The organism is uncultured Aquimarina sp. (genome assembly GCF_947492115.1).
GTDB lineage: Bacteria > Bacteroidota > Bacteroidia > Flavobacteriales > Flavobacteriaceae > Aquimarina.
Genome location: NZ_CANLMM010000003.1, coordinates 217,291 through 234,167, shown reverse-complemented (window position 1 = coordinate 234,167; position 16,877 = coordinate 217,291). Strand labels below are relative to the sequence as shown.

Below are 16,877 nucleotides of genomic sequence, written 5' to 3'. Positions count from 1 at the left end.
TATAAATTTATTGATGATGATGACCGTGTAAGATATCTTTTCATTTCAAGCCTGAGAAGTGAACCTTTCGGAGATCGAGATTCATTTAGAGAAAGTCAATTAACATTTCAAAACATATTTTGTGATAGTGATGGAGATGGCATTCCAAATGATGATGACAACTGTCCTAATGAAGCTGGTCCTGCATCCAATAATGGATGCCCAACTAAACCAGATCTCGCATTTGTAACATCGAAAATGACTATCTCTAGCCAATGTGTAAATGACGGTAATTGCGATAGTAATTTTGAAGATTCCTTGGATAATGGGGAATTCCATTCTCTACCGTTTCAAGGTAGAGAAATATCTATGAGGCCTGTAGTGAAAAATATTGGAAATGCTTCTTCAAGTGCTACAAAACTAAAATTCTACATATCCGAGAATAAAACCTATGAATCAAGGAATGATAGTGAAATTAATGAGATAAACATCCCTTCTAGAAATCCAAATGCTGAATATCAAGGAAGCATTGTTAATATAACATGGTTTGATGTTAACAATACTAGTATTATTCAACAAGGATCTTCTGGATATATTCTTTTAAGAATTATTGATCAAGGAGAAAGTGATTTGAGTAATAACCTAATTGCTTTACCTATCATACTCAATAGGCAAAGAAATAGTATTGGTATATTTCCATTAAATAGATTTACATCAAATAATAAAGAAATGTCTATTATAAATGTTTACAATATTCAAGGAATGCCTGTAACTCAAAAAAACATTTATACAAAAGAAGATGAAACATTATTAATTCAAAGTCTACCTAAAGGCTTTTATATCATTAAAAATGGAGACAAAACTTACAAAGTAGCGAAATAATAAAACTTCCAAGTATTTTAAGCTATTAAAACCAGAAATCTTCCTACTTCATAAGATATTAAGATTTCTGGTTTTTAATTTTTCAGCTCTAGGATTTCCTCAAGAAGCTGAATTGCTTTTTTTCGATAACGACCGTCATATTCGATAAGATTCTTTACATAAGATACAGCTCTTTGTAAATCACCTAATTTTAAAAACGTAAGAGACAAGTACCATTGCGCATCCTCGTAATAACCACTCTTATAAGGTATTTCTTCAAAAAAGGCAATTGCCTTTTTTTCCTGATCAACGAGTAGATAGCTATTCCCAAGATATACCTTCATTTCGTCTGTAAATAAGGTATCTGACATCTCGGATGATTCTAGAATCACTTGATCATACAATTTTTTACTGTACGCAATCTTAATATTTTCCAAAGATTTTGATACTCCTGACCGAACTTCATTATTTACTGGAAACGGACTAAAATACTCACTATACAATGCATCCGCTGGATTAGAATAATTTAAATTTGTGTATAACAAAACTCCTACACCGATGATGACGGCAATTGCAGAAGCAATACCGATATATCTATAGTTATTTTGTTTCGCATTTTTGTTTTCTTCTTCAATTTCCTTACCTATAGTGGTAAGTTCCTTTTTAAAGGACACTAGTTTTTTTTCTTGCAAAACGGTTTTAAGGGTTTTATGTCTGGCTACTTCTAATTGTAATTTAGGATTAGCATCCAATTCTTTCTCAAAATCCGCTCTTTCAGACGCTGATAAAGTATCCGAAAGAAATCTTTCTATGGTATCAAATAATTCTTCTGTTCGTTTCATAAGCTTGATTTTATGAAATCTTCATATTTTACCTCATCATATAATGGATCATTCTCTATTTGTTCCATTAAAGATTTTTTGCATTTATATTTCTTTCTTCTACAGTACAATTCGGAATAACCTGTGATTTCAGCAATTTCTCGCATACTTTTATCTTCAAAAACCAACTCCAATAGTTGCTGACATGCCAGAGATAACGAGACAAAATATTTACGATACAAATTCCCCCTTTCTTGATTTGTTAGATCTTCTATAGTGGTATCTTGCATTTCACCTTCTTGAGGGGTATTAGTAAGAAAAATTTTACGCTTCTTCGCTAGTCTTTGTTTCCAAAGGTTTTTACATATCCCAAAAAAATAAGTTTTAAGTCTAACGGTAAGCTCCAGATTATCGGATAACAATTTTTCGTACAACACTACCATAGCATCCTGAAACACATCTTCTACATCTTCTTTATTTCCAGAATTTTGTATGATATATTTTCTAATATATTTTAAATTATCTCGGTAAAAAGCTTTAATAATTACCCGATCATTTTCTACTATTCCTTTTAATATTTTAAAGTCATCCATGGACACTCACTCTACCTTAACTAAATTCAGTTAGCATATTATTAAATCATTAAATAAACGAAGTCCATCTTAAATCATGTCATTATTTAATTTATTTGCCATCTTTTACAATAAAATTGGTAACGAATGAATTCTTCTTTTCTTATAAAAATCACAATCATATTTCTATTCTCTTTCCAATTAATTAAGTCACAAACTAAAAAAGATTCAACACTTGCAGTTCAACATTTTGAAAAAGCTGAAAATCTGTCTTCACAAAAAAAATTAGATAGTTCTTTGTATTATTACAAAAGGGCATTAAATATTTATCAAAATCTAACTGATTCTTCCAATAAAATTATAAATATTTACGATGCAATTGGTTCTATTTATTTTCGGGATATTCAATACCAAAAAGCAATAGAATACTACGAAAAGTCCAGAAAACTATCAACTGAAAAATTTGGTAAAAAAAGCATAAAGGTAGCAAATAGTTATAGATCCGAAGGTGTTGTATACAGAATGTTACTTATGCACGACAAAGCCCTTGATAACTACAAAAAAGCACTTCCAATATATATTGAAAATCGAGATACTTTAAAAATTGCCTTAACCTACACAAATATTGGAAATATCTACAAGACAAAGGGATTTTATACTGAATCTATACAATATCACAAAAATGGTTTAACCCTTCTTGAGAATATGCAAGAAAAGAACTTCAGATTCATAATTGGTTTAGGTAACAACCTTGCTCTTTCTTATGCGAATTATAACAAATTTGATGATGCTCAAAAAATTCAAAATGACATTATCAACTTAAAGACTAAATTATTTCCAGAAAACCAATTATCAATTGCTAATTCTTATAATAACATAGGTTCCTTATTAATTAAAAAAAACAAAAATGAAGATGCATTACACTACCTATTTAAATCATCAAAAATTATAAAATCATTTTATAAAAACGACAATTATGAGATACTAGACATATACTTAAATATAGCAAATGCATATTCAAATTTAAATAAATTTAAAAAAGCCCTAGAATATTATAATAAAGGTCTAAAGGCTATCGAAAATTCATTTGGAAAGAACAGTTATATTTCCTCATATACTTTATATAAAATTGCTAGTTTGTATAAAAAAATGGGGTTAACAGAAAAGTCTATAACATTTTTTGATAAGGCTCAAGATAGAAGTACATATTCTTACAACAAAAAGAAGAAAAACTATGATCCTTTGTTAACAATATCCATCCTGAATAACAAAGCAAAAACACTTCTTTTAAAATCCGAAGACAAAACTAGAATTAGCAATCTTATTCGCTGTGTTAGAACTATCAAAACAGCTGATTCTATGATAAAACATATTAAACCAACAATTCCAAACCGTAAGGACAAAATTTTGTTTTCTAATACCATTCATGAAATTTATTCAACCGCTATTGAAAATCAATTATTATCGTATTCTATAAAACAAGATTCTTTATTATTATTCGAAGCTTTCGAGTACAGCGAAAAAAGCAAAGCCAATACTCTTAAAAATTTGCTTACAACTACTAGAGCCAAAAACTTCGCTGGTTTGTCTAAAGAAACGCTCTTATTAGAACAGCACCTAAAAACCAATCTGGCATTTTACACTTCAAACATTACTAATCAATTACAGACGAAAAATCCTGATACTGCAAAAATTAGATTCTATGAAAATAAAATATTTGATATAACAAGAAAACAAGATTCTTTAACCAATTTCTTAGAACAAAATCATCCGAACTACTATCGTCTTAAATACAAAAACACATTTCTTACAGTACCCGAAATTCAGGAAAGATTATCTAACAACACTACAATTCTTGAATTTTTTACTGCTGATAGTGTTACGTATGCTTTTACGCTAAATAAAAATGACATCAACGTTTCTAAAATAGCCACTCCCAATATTGCACAGAAAATACAGCATTTTAGAGAACATATTACTTCCAAAAATATTATTGATTACAAGAATAATGCAGAAAGTTTATATACAACACTTATCAAACCCATAGTTCACCAACTAAAAGGAGATGAATTGATTATAGTTCCAGATGGTCCTTTATGGCATCTAAATTTTGATTTACTATTAACTAAAGAAAGTACTAGCAAAGATCCAAAGCAATTGCCCTATATGCTTCGTGATTATGCTATATCCTATGCTAATTCTGTAAATGTTCTTTTTTCAAAAAACCATTCCAACAAAAACTCAAAACTATTGCAAGAATGTTTGGCCTTTTCTTTTTCGGATAGTACACAAATTACAGATTCTGAATCCTTATCATTTAATATGCTAAGAAACGCAGATGCAGATCTTCCTGGCACTAGAGAAGAGATTAGTGCCATTTCCGAAATTGTAAATGGGCAGTATTATTATGGCGCTCAGGCGATAGAAAAAAACTTTAAAAAGACAGCTCATCAATATAATATACTGCATTTAGCATTACACGGAGAAGTTGATAATGAACATCCTGAAAACTCTAAGTTATACTTTACGAAAAGTAATGACTCAATTGAGGATGATTTGTTATATAGTCATGAGTTATTTGCTTTAGATATTCCTGCCGAGTTAGTAGTTTTAAGTGCCTGCAATACTGGAACGGGTAAAATCGCAGAAGGCGAAGGAATTATGAGTCTAGGAAATGCTTTTCAATATGCTGGTTCTAAAAGCTTATTACTAACAAACTGGGAAGTTCCTGATCAAAATACTCCTGAGATTATGCGCAATTTCTATACGCATTTATCATCTAAAATGAGTAAATCAAAAGCGCTGCAACAAGCTAAATTAAACTATTTAAAAAATGCCGATATTACAAGATCACATCCCTTTTATTGGGGAAGTTTTTATATACTTGGAGACAATAAAGCTATAGATCTTCAAACTCCGTCTGATATATCTAAAACAATAACTTGGTTTGTTTTACTTATACTAGTTTTATGTTTAACCTATTTTATACTAAAAAGAAGAAAAAAGCTATCTAAAAAGTAATATATAATTGTCAAACTATGCTTCCTCTATAAGCAGATAGGCGCAGAAGTTTCTAATCATTTGATTGTCAGTCAATCTTCAACAGATCCTGTTTTGAGCCTGTCGAACGGCTCAGAGCGATAAATACAACTTTTTAGTACTTTTTAAACAGCTTATTTCCCTTCACACCTTCACCGATTTCCAGTTCCCTTTTCTAAACCATATGATACTAATTACAGCAATGAGTACTTCTGCAAAAGTAATGGCAAGAAAAACTCCCATCGCTCCCCAATCAAAGAGTATAGCAGCCATATATGCAAACGGTAATTGAAACACCCAAAAACAAAAGAAATTGATAATTGTTGGTGTTTTGGTATCACCTGCTCCATTAAATGATTGAATGATGACCATACCATACGCATAAAACACATACCCTGCAGCAATCACACGAAGACTTAACGCGCCATAAGTAATTACTTTTGGTTCCTCACTAAAAAACCCGATAATATATTCGGCCAATATTAAGTATACAAAAGAAACGAACACCATAAAGATTGCATTATACTTACCTGTTTTCCATACCGATTGTTCTGCTCGCTCAGGTTTGCCAGCTCCCAAGTTTTGTCCTACCAAAGTCGCAGCAGCATTACTCATACCCCAAGATGGCATTAAGGTAAACATCAAAACCCGAATTGCAATCGTATATCCTGCTAATACTTCGCTACCAAACTCTGCCATAATACGCATTAAAAACACCCAACTAGAAGTTCCGATAATAAACTGTCCAATTCCACCAAGAGAAACTTTTATCAGATTAAGCATCACTTTAGATCGCAGTACAATATCCTTTAATGTTACTTTAATTTTGCTCCAGCCAAAGAATAAAATCATTAATTGTAGTACCACAGCAGTTCCTCTACCAATGGTTGTGGCGATAGCTGCGCCTTGTACTCCAAATTCTGGAATAGGTCCAAAACCAAAAATAAATAGTGGGTCCAAAATAATATTAAGAACGTTAGAAACAATCAAGACAATCATAGCTACCGAAGCATCACCTGCACCTCTAAAAACTGCATTGATCAAAAACAAAAGCATGATGGTAATATTCCCTCCTAATAAAACCTGAGTGTAGCCATATCCTTCGGCTATGAGATCCGCTTCTGCCCCCATGAGTGCTAAAATTTCTTTCGGAAACAGTATCCCAACGATACTAATAAATATTGCTACTGCAATTCCAAGAAATATAGACTGTACCGCTGCTTGAGAAGCGCCTTCGATATCTTTTTCGCCAACTCTTCTTGCTACAATAGCAGTTACGCCCATACTCAGTCCAATCGCTACCGCATAAATAAGTGTAATTACAGATTCTGTGATGCCAACGGTTGCTATTGCATTTGCTCCCAAACTAGAAACCCAATATGCATCTACCAATGCAAAAATAGATTCCATCATCATTTCTAGAATCATAGGAATGGCCAGCATGAATACCGCCTTGCGAATACTGCCGGTTGAAAATTCTTTTTCTTTGCCTGTTACAGCTATTTTAAAATAAGAAAATAATTTGGTTAAGGTTATTTTATTGTGTGCCATGAAAAATGGATTATGTTTAAAAAAAAGAGAAAAATGGAAATAAGACTAAATGAAGATTTTTTAGCCTAATAATACCGAATCCGATATTTCCATAAATGTATACATAAATCCTTATAACTTCATAATAAACAAAGATGAGACTTTTTCCCGAGACAACAAAAAAGAAAAACCTTAATTATGAAAAGGATATACCATAAATGTGAAAATAAATTTGTTATTTTGTACATATTTAACATTTAAAAATGGTTGCCCTAACTCTATTTTTAATAAAATATTGTACTTTTATAGTCCCAAAATAAAGTTTTATGAAGAAAATCTACTTACTACTCATATTTATCGGCATTTTTGTCCTCTCCTCTTCTACGGGAGTTCAGGCGCAATCATCCATTGAAATAAAGGATCAAGAAGAAATTAGTATATTTCCAAATCCGGTTACAGGAGATGTTTTAAACATCACTTCCAAATCTGGAAAATCAATAACGTGTAGAGTTTTTAATGTATTAGGAAAAACGGTTTTATTTAAAGTAATTACCACAAGAGAACAATTGGATATTTCTGCGCTACCACCAGGTGTATATGTATTGAAGATTAAATCTGGTAAGGAGATTTTTTCTAAAAAATTAATTAGACAATAATTACACCATCTGTATAGACTATATTTTGTGATATCGAGAGAACGCATATTATAACCCATAATACTTAAAAAACACCCTATTTATAAAGGGTGTTTTTTTATACCTTTGTTTCAAAAATACACCAAAAAATTTATGCTATCCGACAGAATTTTTGAAATTGAAAATGACTCAGAATTTGAAGAGATAGCCATAAGAGTTTTTCATCATCAATACATTCATTGCAAAGTATACCAACGTTTTTGCAACTTATTAGGAATAACAAAAAACTCAGTAACCCGAACTACACAAATACCTTTTCTTCCGATAGAATTTTTCAAAAAAGAAACTATTGTAAGTTCTCCAGCAGATGTGCAACAGATTTTTACTAGTAGTGGTACCACTGGAAGTATTACCAGCAAGCACTACATTACGAATTTAAAGATTTATGAAAACAGCTTCAGAAAGGCATTTCATTCTTTTTACGGAGACATTTCAGATTATACAGTTTTGGCTTTATTACCTTCATACTTAGAAAGAGAAGGCTCTTCCTTAGTATATATGGCTGATCAATTGATAAAAGCAAGTAACAAACCTAATAGTGGCTTTTATCTTAATGAAATAGATACACTGATTCAAACCATCAATCAGCTAGCAGAAAAACAAGAGAAAGTATTAGTAATTGGTGTTTCTTTTGCACTTTTAGATATTGCAGAGCAACACTCCCTCCATTTAAATGATAATATTGTAATCATGGAAACAGGAGGAATGAAAGGTAGGCGTAAAGAAATAGTCCGAGAAGAATTACATGAAGTATTAAAAAAAGGGTTTGGTGTTTCTAAAATTCATAGCGAATATGGAATGACCGAATTATTATCACAAGCCTACTCTAGAGGCAATGGTCTTTTTAATTGTCCTCCTTGGATGAAAATATATACTCGGGATCCAGAAGATGCCCTCACTTTATTAAAACACAACAAAACGGGTGGAATTAATATTATAGACTTAGCAAATATTAATTCTTGTTCCTTTATTGCCACACAAGATCTGGGTAAAACTTACGTAGATGGAAGTTTCGAAATTCTTGGCAGATTCGACAATAGTGATATTAGAGGATGTAACCTAATGGTATTGTAATCTCACTTTTCTCATTTTATTCTATACAATTAAGATTCTTTTATGATCTTTTTATGCAACATAGAAAGTGTTCACACGTATTTATAAATGTATAGGTTTTAGTATACAGCGCATATCAAATTGGATATTAACACATATTAAAAACTTATAATTATGTTAAAATTGTAATGTCTTGTTTTTTTTACGACTGAATGGGTGTAACAACAAAAAAACATTACTCAGAATGAAAAAGTTCTTAATCTTACTGTTTTTAGGATTAGCCGCTAACTTAACAGCACAGAAGATTGATTACAATCTAAAAAAAGGTTTTGTCGCAGAAGGATACGATGTAACAGAATACTTTAATAATAAAGCTGTGAAGGGAGAAAGTAAATACACTACTACTCATGACAATGTGAAATATAAATTCGCAAGTCAGGCAAATTTGGATGCATTTAAAAAGAATCCAGAAAAATTTGTCCCGCAATATGGAGGTTACTGTGCCTACGCAATTGGAGCGAAAGCAGAAAAGGTAGATATTGATCCTGAAACCTATGAAATAAGAGATGGTAAACTGTACTTATTCTATAATTCCTGGGGAATAAACACATTGACCAAATGGAATGATGAAGGTGCAGAAGCCTTAAAAAATAAAGCCGATGAGAATTGGCAAAAAATAAAAGCAAAAAAATAATCGAGCAAATTCTCGATAAACATATAGAACGTTAAGTTTTTTTCAATAATTGATTGGTTAGTTGACAAAGCCTGCTAAGAAGAGATTCTTGCAGGCTTTGTTTTTTTATGTGTTTTGTTGTTTCTTTATACTGCTCTAATCACAAAATAGTTTTTCTTTCCTCTTTGTAAGAGCACAAACTGATCGTTGATTAAATCATCAGAAGTGATAGAATACCCTTCTTTTACTTTTTCTTTATTCACAGAAATAGAGTTTTCTTTCAATGCACGTCTTGCTTCTCCATTTGATTTTAAAAATTCTGTATGCTCTGCTAATGCTCCAATAATATCTATACCATTGTTGATGCTATCTTTAGATATTTCTGCTTGCGGCACACCATCAAATACATCTAAGAAAGTAGCTTCATCCAACCCTTTTAAATCTTCTGATGTAGATTTACCAAACAATATATTAGAAGCTTTGATCGCATTATCCAAATCTTCTTGAGAATGCACCATAATAGTAATCTCATCTGCTAACTTCTTTTGAAGAATTCTTTGATGTGGAGCTTCATTATGAGCGGCAATTAGGTTTTCAATCTCTTCTTTCGTTAGAAAAGTAAAAATCTTGATATACTTTTCAGCATCTTGATCACTTGTGTTTAACCAATACTGATAAAATTTATAAGGAGAAGTTCTTTTCGCATCTAACCAAACATTACCACCTTCAGATTTACCAAACTTAGAACCATCAGATTTTGTAATCAATGGGCACGTAAGGGCATAGCCTTTACCGCCTCCAATTCGTCTGATCAATTCTGTACCAGTGGTAATATTACCCCACTGATCACTACCCCCCATTTGCAATGTACAATCATGCTCTTTATACAAATGCAAGAAATCATATCCTTGTACTAATTGGTAAGTGAATTCTGTAAATGACATCCCATCAGAAGATTCTGAAGAAATCCTGTTCTTTACAGAATCTTTGGCCATCATATAATTTACAGTAATATGCTTACCTACATCTCTAATAAAATCAAGGAATGAAAATTCTTTCATCCAATCATAATTATTTACTAAAACGGCAGCGTTAGGCTCATCGCTTTCAAAATCCAAAAACTGTGATAATTGTAGTTTTATAGCTTCCTGGTTATGGCGAAGTGTATTTTCATCCAAAAGATTACGCTCTGCAGATTTACCAGAAGGGTCACCTATCATTCCAGTAGCACCACCAACTAGAGCAAAAGGTTTATGACCAGCACGCTGATAGTGCGCCAGTAACATAATTGGTACTAGATTACCAATATGTAAAGAATCTGCTGTTGGATCAAATCCTACATACGCCGCACGCATCTGCTCTAATAAATACTCTTCTGTACCAGGCATTGCATCATGCAACATTCCACGCCAACGAAGTTCTTCTATAAAATTTACAGCCATTTTTGTAGTGTTCAAATTATGGCGCAAAGATAAAAATATGGATTATATAGCCCTATGAATACTGTAGAAATTAGTATCAGCTGATTGAAAAAATTAATCTTCTAATTTAGCTAATAGCTCTTGTGCTTTTTCTTTGTAAACACCATCAAAATCAACAATGTCTTTTAATAAGGCTGAAGATTTTTCAGCATCTTTTAGCTTTAAATAAGTTAAGGCCTGATACCAATTAGCATTTTCAGAATATTTACTATCATCACCTATCTGCTGAAATTGCTCCAAAGCTTCTTGCTCTTTTCCTAAATTTAGATAACTATTCCCTAAATACAATCTAAATTGTTCCGTTAATGGAAATGAAGTATTATCAGAAAGTATAGCTATCACCTTTTGGTAATCACCTTCTGCATAACTTTTCATAATAACATCTTTTTCTACCTGAGTACTTCCTCTGATAACATCTTCTACAGGATATATTTCATAATACGCAGCGTATAAATCAGAAAAATCACCTGAAGTATTTAACGTATTCCATAATAAAGTACCAACTCCAAAAACAATTACTATCGAAGCTGCTATTTTCCAGAATAATGAATAAGAAATAGTACTTTCTTCTGAACTTTCTTGTTTGATCTCTGTACTGATTTTATGTAACTTTTCTTTAAATAGAAGCGTATCCGTATCACTTAACACTCGTTGCAGTTCGCGATGCTTTTCCACTTCGAGTTCTAGCTCAGAATCCATAGAGATTTCCTTTTCAAAAGCGATAACCTCTTGAGCAGGTAACTCTTTTGATAAATAAAGCTCTATTTTTTCAAATAATTCCTGAGTTCTTTCCATCACATTAATCTTTTACAGAAGTTATTTTTAATTCCTGAAACATAGGGTCTTTCTCTAATTTTTCTAACAACGCTTTCTTACATTCAAACTTTTTCTTTCTGGTGTATCCGTCTGAATATCCTGTTATACTTGCAATTTCTTTCATGTTATTACCATCAAAAACAAGATTCAGGATTTCTTTACAAGAATCACTTAAAGCAAGAAAATACTTCCTATACAAATGCTCCCGCTCTTTGTATTCGATCTCTTCACTTATTGACTTTTCTATTCTTTCATTTTCTTCCAGCACCTCATTATCTACAATCATTTTCTTTTTCTTTCTCAATCGACTCCTCCACATGTTCTTACATATCGCATAAAGATAGGTTCTAACTGTAACGTTGGAATGTATATCCAAAGTACCTGCTTTTAATTTTTCATAAATAACTATTAATGCATCCTGAAAAATATCCTCAGCATCTTCTTCGTCTCCCGAATTTTTTAAAACAAAACCTTTTATGTAACTAAAGTTTTTCTTGTAAAAAGCCTTAATTGCTTTGGCATCACCAGCTAGAATTCCTTCTAAAATTTTGCGATCATCATTAATACTCATAGGTTAATGTCCTAAAACAGCAATCTGTTACCTTATTAGTTTAATTTTTATTTATCTGTAAAAGTAACATTTTTATGTGCTATACTATAAATAAATATAAATGGTTATCTATTTTTGATTTTAAAAGTACATAACCAACTATCTAAAATAACAAGCTTATCTGAGAACACCTATTGTCTATGCATGATTTAAGATAGGTTTTAGATAAAAATTAAACAATCTAACATTAAGGATGTTTATATTGTCATCAATGGAACGACTGGAATATTTTTTTACTCTTAAGATTGTATATATTACTATTCTTTTTCTTCCATTATGCCAAATTTTAGCACAGTCATCTAAGGACACGATACTAGCCTCACAATATCTACAAAAAGCTGAATCTCTATTTGAACAAAAGAAACTTGAACGTTCTGTAGAATACTATAAAAAAGCTTTGGATGTAGAATCTAAAATATATGGTCAGAATCATGAAAAAATAATTATTCATTACAATAGAATAGGCCTTATTTATAAAAACTTGGGTGAACATGAAATTGCACTTGATTATTTTAAAACTTTTGTAAGACTATCGATTAAGAAATATGGTTGGTATCATTTTTATACCGGAACTGGATTTCTATATATTGGAGTTACCTACAAAAACCTTTTACGATATGATTTAGCACTAGAAAACTACGAGAAATCACTGCTTATTTTCCAGTATTCTAGAAAAAGGGATATGATCGCTTTTACTTATGACAATATCGGAGATGTTTACATTAAAAACGGCGCACACGAAAAGGCAATAGAGTATTACAACATGAGTATTCTTATAGGAACTAAGCTGTTTGGAGAAAACTATATCGAAAACGGAAAGAGTTATCAGAATATTGGTAACCTCTACAGGGATCAAAAAAAGTATGAAAAATCACTTACAAACTATCTAGAAAGCTTAAGAATACACATACAAGCTTATGGAGAAAACAATATTAATGTAGCCGAATTATACGCTAATATTGGAGACATCTACGACTATAGAAAAGAGTATGACATCTCATTATCTTATTACCAAAAATCTCTTAACGCCTACTCAACTGTTTTAGATGAAAATGATCCAAAAATTGTGAACTTAAATCTAAGAATTGCAAATATTTATATTCAGAAACAGAAATATGAAGACGCCCTACAATACTATGAAAAAGGGCTAATTACATTTCAAAAAACCTATGGTAATAAACATATACTAACTTCGGATTTCTACTATAACATAGCGAAAGTATATGATAAGAAAAAAGACTTTTCTACAGCAATATCTTACTATGATAAAGCCGTAAAAGCTAATAGAAAATCAAAATATGATACCCGAAGAACAAACGTTTTTGATCCTAGCGAATATTATGATTTAAAACTACTATTAACCGTACTCAGGGGGAAAGCTACTACACTTCTATCGAAATATGAAGAGTACGAGAATATTGAAGATCTATGTAAAAGTTTAGAGATCTATGATCAAGCTGATGTTTTGATTAATTATATCCGAAAATCCTATCAAGATTATCAAGAGAAAATTTTATTCGCAGAAAGTGCTAGAATTATTTATGCGGATGCTATCAAAGCACAATTTCAGTTTTACAAGGAAATAGGAGCTAAGCATACTCTTGAAAAAATAATTTACCTGATAGAAAAAAGCAAAGCAAATACACTTAAGGACTTAATCAACGAATCAAAGACTAAAGAGTTTGCTGGCTTATCTCCTGAATTATTAGAACTCGAAAAAAACCAAAGGATTAATAGAGCTTTTTATCAATCTAGAATAGTTGAAGAAACATCCAAAGCAAACATCGATGGGTCTAAAATTCAGGAATACGAAAACAAATTACATAAGTTAAGTCTTATAGAAGACTCTCTAGCCTTTGTATTAAAAACAAATTATCCCAAATACCACAAATTAAAATACCAAAACTCCATAATATTAGTAGATGATATCCAAGAAATGCTACACCCGACATCTACGCTTTTAGAATTTTTTATAGCCAATGATATTGTATACACATTTATCATTACCAAAAATAAAATTGCAGTTAAAGAATTAAAGATATTTGATCTAAATGAAAAAGTTTCGGAATTCAGAATGACGATAACCGATAGAAATACAAAGACATATAAGAAAATAGCTCATCTATTGTATAAAGACCTTATAGCTCCAATTAAAAATGAGCTTAGAGGCAAAGAACTTATCATTGTTCCAGATGGTGCTTTATGGCATCTTAATTTTGATTTACTACTAAGTAAAGACGACATTACTAATAACCCTAAAGACCTATCCTATTTACTAAAAGATTATACTGTTTCTTATGCCAACTCCGCAAACTTATTATTTTCGGATAGAGATAAAAGCTTATTTAATTTTAAAAACACACAAGAAGAATGTCTAGCCTTTTCTTTTTCTAATAAAATTGATAAACAAAGTTCAAATACCATAAGTTTATCAGATCTTACTCAGTATACAAATGATTTGCCAGGAACTCGCAAAGAAATTAAGGCCATTGCCAATATTATTAATGGAAATTATTTTTATGGATCAGAGGCTATTGAAACTAATTTTAAAAAGAATGTGAGTAATTATAGTATCTTACATTTAGCATTACATGGTGAAGTGGATAATGAGCGACCAGAAAATTCAAAGCTATTTTTTACAAAGAGTAATGACTCTATCGAGGATAATTTACTCTATAGCCATGAACTATTTGCATTGGACATCCCAGCAGAACTAACAGTTCTAAGCGCCTGTAATACAGGTACAGGAAAAATTGCGAAAGGAGAAGGGATTATGAGTTTAGGAACTGCGTTTCAGTATGCAGGAGCTAAGAGCTTATTGCTTAGTAGTTGGGATGTTTCGGATCAGACTACTCCAGATCTAATGACCTATTTTTATATCAACCTAAAAAATGGCATGAGTAAATCACATGCTCTGCAACAGGCAAAATTAGAGTATCTTAAAAATGCGAATATCAATCGTATCCACCCTTTCTATTGGGGAGGTTTTTATCTTTTAGGAGATTCTGATCCTGTCCAATTCGGGACGAATCCTTTTTGGTATTGGATAGCAATAGGAGTTACAAGTATTATCATAATCTTTTTAGGTTGGTTATGGTACAGAAACAAAAAAATAGGAACAGTGAGCAAAGATATTTATAGCTAATTGTTTACATTAGTATTCCAGAAGAAGAAGAATGATTTTAGTTACCGGAGCAACAGGTTTAGTGGGCACTCATTTACTGATCAAACTATTAAAAGAAAAACATCAGATACGAGCCACATACAGAACAGCAACAAAAAAAGATTATGCAAAAAGCATCTATTTAAAGTGCTGTAATCCGGAAGATCGAGAAGCATTTGATACTATTGAATGGATTAAAACTGATCTGAATGACATTCCTGAATTAACTAAAGCCTTTGTAGACATCACTCATGTTTATCATTGTGCTGCCATGATTTCTTTTAATCCTTCACATTTCAAAAAATTAAGAAAAACAAATATTGAAGGAACTGCAAACATTGTAAATCTATCTTTATTAAACAATGTTCAAAAACTATGTTATGTAAGCTCTATTGCAACATTAAGTGAAAACGCATTACAAAATCCTATTAATGAAAACTCAGAATGGAATCCTGAAATTTCCGATTCTGTTTATGCCATCACGAAATATGGAGCAGAAATGGAAGTATGGAGAGGTACTCAGGAAGGATTAGATGCAGTTATTGTAAATCCTGGAATAATTATAGGTCGTGGTTTTTACAATTCTGGAAGTGGTTTTTTATTTAAAAAAATACACAAGGGAATGCCTTATTACACCAATGGAACTACTGGCTATGTTGCTGTGGAGGATGTAATAGAAATCATGTATCGTCTCACAAATAGCGCTATTAAAAATCAACGTTATGTGGTAGTTGCCGAAAATTTGAGCTTTAAAAATGCGTTTACTCTTATTGCAAAAGCTTTACAAAAATCAATTCCCAAAAAGAAGGTTTCTCCGTTAACGATGAAAATAGCATATTATATTCAAGAATTTAGTCATTTCCTTTTTAGAACTAAAAAAATTCTATTTAAGTCTTCTATAAAAAGTGCGTTTACAAATTCTTTCTATGAGAATGATAAAATCAAAAAGGAATTATCCTATGATTTCTTACCAATAGAAAATGCTATAGAAACTACTGCTTCTTTTTTCCTGAAGGAGGAGAAGGTTTAGTTCTTTTTTTAACAGCATCTTCCATTTCGATATTCATTAATTCTTCCTTAATAGATTCGAGTTCCTCCATATCACTTGATAACTCATCTATATTTTTAAGACCTTTTTTTAATCTTCTAATAGAGTCTTCTATCTTTTTTAACGAATCTTCTTCCTTCTTAAGTTTTTCGAATTTGATTTTTGATACCTCTATATTTTTTTTTACTTTTTCAAAAACTTCTTCATAATCATCCAGCTGACTCATGTACCATCTATTGTTTTCTGCAAACACTAAACTATCTACACCATGCTTTTCTAATATATATAACTCTGGATTTATTTTTTCGATATCAAAAACCTTTTTATAACTTCCTTTAGCAGCTTTCACAAAAGCTATATCCGTAAGTATCTCAATCATCTTATCTTCCTCGATAAAGTTTTCGGGTTTATCAATCTTATCCAGATTTTGACAAGAGAACCCTACGAGTATCAATAATAAAGCACTATAAACAAAACTTTTTTTCACATATTTTAATTTTAATGATTATCAAGAACTAAACATAAAACCGAGAACT

Annotated in this window: 14 protein-coding genes; 7 read left to right on the top strand and 7 right to left on the bottom strand. The window is 31.3% G+C overall.

The genetic code is table 11. The features are described 5' to 3' along the window. Positions 1 to 237: 237 nt before the first annotated feature. Positions 238 to 861 carry a T9SS type A sorting domain-containing protein gene (locus Q1A73_RS10630; RefSeq protein WP_299606344.1) on the top strand — a complete coding sequence of 208 codons (624 nt, stop codon included), beginning with the start codon at positions 238 to 240 and terminating at the stop codon, positions 859 to 861. Between the two features lie 74 nt (positions 862 to 935). On the opposite strand, the gene Q1A73_RS10625 is transcribed toward Q1A73_RS10630, so the two are convergent. Both Q1A73_RS10625 and Q1A73_RS10620 read right to left on the bottom strand, forming a co-directional pair. Then, a complete protein-coding gene (locus Q1A73_RS10625; RefSeq protein WP_299605132.1) occupies positions 936 to 1,682 on the bottom strand; it encodes a hypothetical protein in 747 nt (248 codons plus the stop codon). Beyond that, entirely contained in the window at positions 1,679 to 2,254 is a 576-nt protein-coding gene (locus tag Q1A73_RS10620) for a sigma-70 family RNA polymerase sigma factor (protein WP_299605129.1), read from the bottom strand. Before Q1A73_RS10620 ends, Q1A73_RS10625 begins: the two co-directional genes overlap by 4 nt. A 126-nt stretch (positions 2,255 to 2,380) precedes the next feature. Between Q1A73_RS10620 and Q1A73_RS10615 the strand changes: the two genes are divergently transcribed. Next, positions 2,381 to 5,254 carry a CHAT domain-containing tetratricopeptide repeat protein gene (locus tag Q1A73_RS10615; RefSeq protein WP_299605127.1) on the top strand — a complete coding sequence of 958 codons (2,874 nt, stop codon included), beginning with the start codon at positions 2,381 to 2,383 and terminating at the stop codon, positions 5,252 to 5,254. A 162-nt stretch (positions 5,255 to 5,416) separates the two neighbouring features. Here the strand turns inward: Q1A73_RS10615 and Q1A73_RS10610 are convergent, their stop codons facing one another. After that, positions 5,417 to 6,823 carry an MATE family efflux transporter gene (locus Q1A73_RS10610; RefSeq protein WP_299605125.1) on the bottom strand — a complete coding sequence of 469 codons (1,407 nt, stop codon included), beginning with the start codon at positions 6,821 to 6,823 and terminating at the stop codon, positions 5,417 to 5,419. Between the two features lie 305 nt (positions 6,824 to 7,128). Here Q1A73_RS10610 and Q1A73_RS10605 point away from each other — a divergent pair, with 305 nt between their 5' ends. From Q1A73_RS10605 to Q1A73_RS10595, 3 genes are all read left to right on the top strand, one after another. Further along, the gene (locus Q1A73_RS10605; RefSeq protein WP_299605123.1) at positions 7,129 to 7,458 is read left to right on the top strand and encodes a T9SS type A sorting domain-containing protein; all 330 of its coding nucleotides are present in this window, start codon (positions 7,129 to 7,131) and stop codon (positions 7,456 to 7,458) included. 132 nt (positions 7,459 to 7,590) lie between these two features. After that, positions 7,591 to 8,571 (top strand): acyl transferase, encoded by a 981-nt coding sequence (locus tag Q1A73_RS10600; protein WP_299605121.1) that lies wholly within the window; start codon positions 7,591 to 7,593, stop codon positions 8,569 to 8,571. A gap of 223 nt (positions 8,572 to 8,794) precedes the next feature. Then, complete coding sequence (locus Q1A73_RS10595) at positions 8,795 to 9,244, top strand: YHS domain-containing (seleno)protein (protein WP_299605119.1); 450 nt, start codon at positions 8,795 to 8,797, stop codon at positions 9,242 to 9,244. Between the two features lie 125 nt (positions 9,245 to 9,369). Here Q1A73_RS10595 and tyrS read toward each other — a convergent pair whose 3' ends face one another. The 3 genes from tyrS to Q1A73_RS10580 all read right to left on the bottom strand — a co-directional run bounded on the left by tyrS (position 9,370) and on the right by Q1A73_RS10580 (position 12,091). Beyond that, a complete protein-coding gene (gene tyrS, locus Q1A73_RS10590) occupies positions 9,370 to 10,665 on the bottom strand; it encodes a tyrosine--tRNA ligase (protein ID WP_299605116.1) in 1,296 nt (431 codons plus the stop codon). Between the two features lie 93 nt (positions 10,666 to 10,758). Further along, positions 10,759 to 11,499, bottom strand: coding sequence for a hypothetical protein (locus tag Q1A73_RS10585; RefSeq protein ID WP_299605115.1), 741 nt, complete (start codon positions 11,497 to 11,499; stop codon positions 10,759 to 10,761). A gap of 4 nt (positions 11,500 to 11,503) precedes the next feature. Next, the gene (locus tag Q1A73_RS10580) at positions 11,504 to 12,091 is read right to left on the bottom strand and encodes a sigma-70 family RNA polymerase sigma factor (protein ID WP_299605113.1); all 588 of its coding nucleotides are present in this window, start codon (positions 12,089 to 12,091) and stop codon (positions 11,504 to 11,506) included. A 250-nt stretch (positions 12,092 to 12,341) separates the two neighbouring features. On the opposite strand from Q1A73_RS10580, the gene Q1A73_RS10575 reads away from it, so the two are divergent. Together Q1A73_RS10575 and Q1A73_RS10570 are read left to right on the top strand one after the other, a co-directional pair. Then, positions 12,342 to 15,275 carry a CHAT domain-containing tetratricopeptide repeat protein gene (locus tag Q1A73_RS10575; protein ID WP_299605111.1) on the top strand — a complete coding sequence of 978 codons (2,934 nt, stop codon included), beginning with the start codon at positions 12,342 to 12,344 and terminating at the stop codon, positions 15,273 to 15,275. 31 nt (positions 15,276 to 15,306) lie between these two features. Beyond that, on the top strand, positions 15,307 to 16,323 hold the full coding sequence (locus tag Q1A73_RS10570; protein ID WP_299605109.1) for an NAD-dependent epimerase/dehydratase family protein: 1,017 nt from the start codon (positions 15,307 to 15,309) through the stop codon (positions 16,321 to 16,323). Here the strand turns inward: Q1A73_RS10570 and Q1A73_RS10565 are convergent. Continuing rightward, positions 16,286 to 16,828, bottom strand: coding sequence for a DUF4296 domain-containing protein (locus Q1A73_RS10565; RefSeq protein ID WP_299605107.1), 543 nt, complete (start codon positions 16,826 to 16,828; stop codon positions 16,286 to 16,288). The genes Q1A73_RS10570 and Q1A73_RS10565 overlap by 38 nt on opposite strands. Positions 16,829 to 16,877 lie beyond the last annotated feature (49 nt).

Bases quoted from the DNA above. Each gene is read 5' to 3' on its own strand.
- Q1A73_RS10630 (WP_299606344.1), top strand. From the start codon at position 238: ATGACTATCTCTAGCCAATGTGTAAATGACGGTAATTGCGATAGTAAT.
- Q1A73_RS10625 (WP_299605132.1), bottom strand. From the start codon at position 1,682: ATGAAACGAACAGAAGAATTATTTGATACCATAGAAAGATTTCTTTCG.
- Q1A73_RS10620 (WP_299605129.1), bottom strand. From the start codon at position 2,254: ATGGATGACTTTAAAATATTAAAAGGAATAGTAGAAAATGATCGGGTA.
- Q1A73_RS10615 (WP_299605127.1), top strand. From the start codon at position 2,381: ATGAATTCTTCTTTTCTTATAAAAATCACAATCATATTTCTATTCTCT.
- Q1A73_RS10610 (WP_299605125.1), bottom strand. From the start codon at position 6,823: ATGGCACACAATAAAATAACCTTAACCAAATTATTTTCTTATTTTAAA.
- Q1A73_RS10605 (WP_299605123.1), top strand. From the start codon at position 7,129: ATGAAGAAAATCTACTTACTACTCATATTTATCGGCATTTTTGTCCTC.
- Q1A73_RS10600 (WP_299605121.1), top strand. From the start codon at position 7,591: ATGCTATCCGACAGAATTTTTGAAATTGAAAATGACTCAGAATTTGAA.
- Q1A73_RS10595 (WP_299605119.1), top strand. From the start codon at position 8,795: ATGAAAAAGTTCTTAATCTTACTGTTTTTAGGATTAGCCGCTAACTTA.
- tyrS (WP_299605116.1), bottom strand. From the start codon at position 10,665: ATGGCTGTAAATTTTATAGAAGAACTTCGTTGGCGTGGAATGTTGCAT.
- Q1A73_RS10585 (WP_299605115.1), bottom strand. From the start codon at position 11,499: ATGGAAAGAACTCAGGAATTATTTGAAAAAATAGAGCTTTATTTATCA.
- Q1A73_RS10580 (WP_299605113.1), bottom strand. From the start codon at position 12,091: ATGAGTATTAATGATGATCGCAAAATTTTAGAAGGAATTCTAGCTGGT.
- Q1A73_RS10575 (WP_299605111.1), top strand. From the start codon at position 12,342: ATGGAACGACTGGAATATTTTTTTACTCTTAAGATTGTATATATTACT.
- Q1A73_RS10570 (WP_299605109.1), top strand. From the start codon at position 15,307: ATGATTTTAGTTACCGGAGCAACAGGTTTAGTGGGCACTCATTTACTG.